The following is a 4,136-nucleotide window of genomic DNA, read 5'->3' as shown; positions in this document are numbered from 1 at the left end:
GTGCGCGGACCGGCGAGGGCCCGCGCACCGCGAGGTCAGCTGCTGCTGACCGGGTGGGGCCAGGCGTTGGCCTCGCAGGTGATCCCGTTGATGGTCAGGAACTTGGTCTGCTGCATCATGACGGGGGCGAGCGCGCCCTCGGAGGGGCAGACCGCGTGGCCGTAGCCGACGCGGTGGCCGACCTCGTGGTTGATGAGCATCTGCCGGTACTCGTGCATCCGGTCCGGGCCGTAGGTGTCGGCGCCCTGCGCCCAACGCCACGCGTTGATCATCACGCGCTCGGTAGTGGCCGAGTCGCAGGAGACGTTGTCGATCGTGGTGTTGAGCCCCGACTTCGCGCACCACTCGGCCGTGGTGCCCGGCGACGCGAGCGTCACGATGAAGTCGTGGTTGCCGGAGGAGACCCGCGTGAAGGACCGGGCGCCGTGGTTGGTCCAGCTCCGCGGGTCGCTCAGCGTGCGGTGGACGGCCTCGGCGAAGAGCTCGGGGTCCAGGTCGAGCCCGTCCTCGACGTCCACGCGGTAGCGCAGCTGCTCGGGGGCGTCGGGGAAGGGACCGTCCTCGGCGCCGACGACCGGGACCAGTTCGCCGGTGCCGGTCAGCTCCGGGTCGAACGGCTCCTGCTGGGCCATGGCGTCCTCGTAGGAGAGGGGCGGCTCGCCGTCCCCGCCCTCGTCGACGGCGCCGCCGGTGCCGTTGGGGGACTTGTCGCCCGCTCCGGCCCCGTCCTCGCCCTCGATCTCGGTGGCGCCCTGCCCGGAGGCGGCGGAGGGCTGCTCGGCCTCGGCCATCTGCCCCATCACGGAGATGGTCAGCACGGTGACGACCCCCGCGGCGGCGAGCCCGGTGATCGTCCGTGCCCAGCTGCCGCCGACACCGCTCGGCACGGGGGGCGAGGGCTCCTCGCCCCCGTTGTCCCCCGCGCCGGCCGTCGCCGGCCCGGCGGCCGCCGGCGGCTCCGACGCCACGCCGGGGCGGGGGCGCGGCGAGGCGCCCCGGGCGGGCTGCGTCGGTCGCGGCAGCTGGTCGAAGGCGTCCAGGTACTCCTGGCGCGGGCCGCTGTCGCGGCGGTGCGAACCGCCGGTGGACATCGGGCCGCTCTCCGCACCCTCGTCCGCAGGGTGCTCGCCGCCGCGCTCCCCGGCGCCTGTCGGGTAGGACACCGGACCGGCCGCGTAGGCGTGGCCGTGGGCGCCCGCGGCGGGCGCGGGTTGACGGCGCTGCTCGGACGTCGCCTCGTGCCCGCGACGGGTGGCTTCCCGCTCCTGCGGCGGGACGAGCGGTTCGTCGGCGGTGTCGGCGGCGGCGGCCGGGTACCCGTAGTGCTCCGGGGCGCCCGGGCCGCGGGGGTGCTGCCCACCGGCCGGTGCCGGCCCTGCGGTGGCCCCTTCCGGGTGCCACTGTTCACGTTCGGACCGGTGCATCAAGCGTCACGCCCCCCGGCGTTCTCGGTGGCCTTCGACCCGGCCGTGGCGGCGCGGAACTCGCGGAAAGCGTCCGCGACCAGATCGGGGAACTCCATCATGGCGACATGGCCGGCTTCGGGCAGCGCCAGCACCCGTGAGTCACGGAAGGCGGCGGCGGCCCGGTCGACCATCCGGAAGCGTACGAGACGGTCACGCCCGCCGTACACCAGCAGGGTCGGTGCGAGCACACGTTCGGCCAGGCGCCACGGCGCGTGCTGACCGCTCAGCGTGTAGGAGTTGACGAGCCCTCGGGCGGAGAGCGTCAGCGACTCGTAGAACCAGGGCAACGACTGACGGCGCTCCAGCTCCGCGGCGGCGCCGGAGAACTCCTCGGGCGTGATCCGCGAGGGGTCGCCGTAGATGAGTCGCAGCACGCTGCGCGACCGCTGCTGGGGCGGCTGGTCGCTGCCGAGCCTGCGCAGCAGCGACGCCATCCCCGGCGCCGCCAGCATCGCCGTCGGCAGCACGGTGCGCTGCGGCCGGACCTCGGGCAGCGCCGGTGAGATCAGGGTCAGGGTCCGCACCAGGTCCGGTCGGAGCGCCGCGACGCGGGTGGCGGCGGCGGCGCCGAGGGAGTTGCCCACGAGGTGGACGGGGGCACGGCCGCTCTCCTCCAGGCAGCGGACCACGGCGCGCGCGTGGGCGGCCGGCGTGTACTGACGGTGGTCGGGCGGCGGTGAGGCGCCGAACCCGGGCAGGTCCACGGCCTCGCACTCGACGTCACCGGCCAGCCGCTCCATCAGCGCGGACCAGTTGCGGGACGAGCCGCCCAGGCCGTGCACGAAGAGGGCGGGTTCCAGATCGTCGCGGGTGGCGGCGCGGCGGCGCACGGCGAGGGTCATTCCGGGCAGGCTCACGGACCGCATGGTCTCGCCCGCCCGCACGCCGGGCCACGCCTCGGCAGCGGCGAGAGCCGCCGTGGCCTGTCGCTCCTCGGTCGATGGCATGGCGCCATCCTACGAGCACGTCACGCAACCGTGACTGTGTCCGGCATCACACCTGTGGGGCATCCGGCGTATCGCGGTCATATCGCTTCCGCATCGCTTGGCCCCTCCGGGGGTGTTCCGAGGCGTGATCCCGGGGCGAAGCGGGTACACGTGCCGCTTCGACCCGACAGGACAGGATGTTCGTCACGTCGCGCCCGACCGGCCCGCACCACGGCGACCCTCCCGAGCCCCCTCCGTGGGCAAGTCATCACCCTGGGCGACCGCCGCCGATCGCGTGAACCCCGGCGGCGCGGTGCTTCACCCCCCGGTGGCGCCCCGGACGGAGGCGTCCGCAGCCCGGGTCCCGCGGCGACCGGCCCTCGCAGCGCAGTCCGGCGCGGGACTGACGGGCGCACGCGCACGGCCGCGACGGACCACGGCGCATCACCTACGCTGGAGGTAACCGAACGTGACGACATTCGGCTACCGGAGGTGCACGCAGTGGCCATCGACCCCAGCGAACCGGACACCCTGGAAGAGCTCCTCGCCGCCGACCGCGAGCGCGGGACGGAGACCCCCGAGGCGGACGCCGCCGAGCAGCGGACCGAACTCCGCCCCCGCGACGAGGAACAGCCTGCGGCTGCCGCCCGCGGCGCCGCCGACCCGGCGGATGCGGCGGATCAGGCCAGAACCGTCGAGCGGGACGAGGAGGAGTACCGCTGAGCGCCGGGGCGGCGCGGCGACCGATCGCCGGCCGGGCGTCGCCCCTGGCCCGGAGGCGCGCCGCGGGGTCGGCGACCGGCCCGCGCGACCGCTGCGAACGGCTTCGACACGGCGGCCCGCCGTCGGCGGTCCTTGACACGTGACGGACGGCCCGCCGTTACCCGCCCGTAGGATGACGGCGTCGGGCGTGTGGGACACCGGCGTCCCGGCCGGTGCCCGGCCCAGCGAACCACCGACCCCACCACAGGTCCCCTACACACGGGAGGCGGCGTGACAGCCATCGAGCAGACCGGTGCGCGCCCCCGCGGCACGCGCCTGCCTCGGAGGGCCCGGCGCACCCAGCTCCTCGGCGCGGCCCAGGAGGTGTTCGTCGCGGAGGGCTACCACGCGGCGGCCATGGACGACATCGCCGAGCGCGCCGGCGTTAGCAAGCCCGTGCTCTACCAGCACTTCCCCGGCAAGCTGGAGCTGTACCTCGCCCTGCTGGACCAGCACTGCGAGGCGCTCGTCCAGCACGTCCGCGAGGCGCTCGCCTCCACCTCGGACAACAAGCTCCGGGTGGCGGCGACCATGGACGCCTACTTCGACTACGTGGAGCGGGACGGCGGCGCGTTCCGCCTGGTCTTCGAGTCCGACCTCACCAACGAGCCCGCGGTCCGGGAGCGTGTCGACTCCGTGTCCCGGGACTGCGCGGAGCTGGTGTGCGCGGTCATCGCGGAGGACACCGACCTGCCGCACGACCAGTCGATGCTGCTCGCCGTCAGCCTCTGCGGCATGGCCCAGATCACGGCGCGGCACTGGCTCAGCTCGGGCCAGGAGATCCCGCGGGAGACCGCCAAGACGCTGACCGGCGCCCTGGCCTGGCGCGGCATCGCCGGCTTCCCCATGCAGCCCCAGGACTGAGACCGGCTGCGGCCCGCCGCAGCCGGCGCGCCCGCCCGCGCCGGGGCGGCGCATCATGACGCAGCCGGAGACCACCAGCGGCGCGGTGGCGAAGCAGTACTCCTCGGCGCCGAGGAGG

General features: G+C 75.0%; 4 protein-coding genes and 1 pseudogene. 2 read left to right on the top strand and 3 right to left on the bottom strand.

Annotated features, from left to right (window positions below):
* Positions 1 to 35: 35 nt before the first annotated feature.
* On the bottom strand, positions 36 to 1,424 hold the full coding sequence (locus tag HCN56_RS24080; protein ID WP_167974536.1) for a DUF3152 domain-containing protein: 1,389 nt from the start codon (positions 1,422 to 1,424) through the stop codon (positions 36 to 38).
* Positions 1,424 to 2,413, bottom strand: coding sequence for an alpha/beta fold hydrolase (locus HCN56_RS24075; RefSeq protein WP_167974534.1), 990 nt, complete (start codon positions 2,411 to 2,413; stop codon positions 1,424 to 1,426). Before HCN56_RS24075 ends, HCN56_RS24080 begins: the two co-directional genes overlap by 1 nt.
* A 480-nt stretch (positions 2,414 to 2,893) precedes the next feature.
* Here HCN56_RS24075 and HCN56_RS24070 point away from each other — a divergent pair, with 480 nt between their 5' ends.
* Together HCN56_RS24070 and HCN56_RS24065 are read left to right on the top strand one after the other, a co-directional pair.
* Positions 2,894 to 3,115, top strand: a complete 222-nt coding sequence (locus HCN56_RS24070; RefSeq protein WP_167974532.1) for a hypothetical protein — start codon at positions 2,894 to 2,896, stop codon at positions 3,113 to 3,115.
* A gap of 270 nt (positions 3,116 to 3,385) precedes the next feature.
* Entirely contained in the window at positions 3,386 to 4,018 is a 633-nt protein-coding gene (locus HCN56_RS24065) for a TetR/AcrR family transcriptional regulator (protein WP_312871417.1), read from the top strand.
* 48 nt (positions 4,019 to 4,066) lie between these two features.
* On the opposite strand, the pseudogene HCN56_RS27475 reads toward HCN56_RS24065, so the two are convergent.
* Positions 4,067 to 4,136 (bottom strand): annotated as a pseudogene (locus tag HCN56_RS27475) (glutamate synthase-related protein); the annotation flags it as partial.

The organism is Streptomyces lonarensis, from assembly GCF_012033735.1.
GTDB classification, from domain to species: domain Bacteria; phylum Actinomycetota; class Actinomycetes; order Streptomycetales; family Streptomycetaceae; genus Streptomyces; species Streptomyces lonarensis.
The sequence above is the reverse complement of the archived record's forward strand: the minus strand, read 5'-3'. Positions and strand labels throughout refer to the sequence as shown.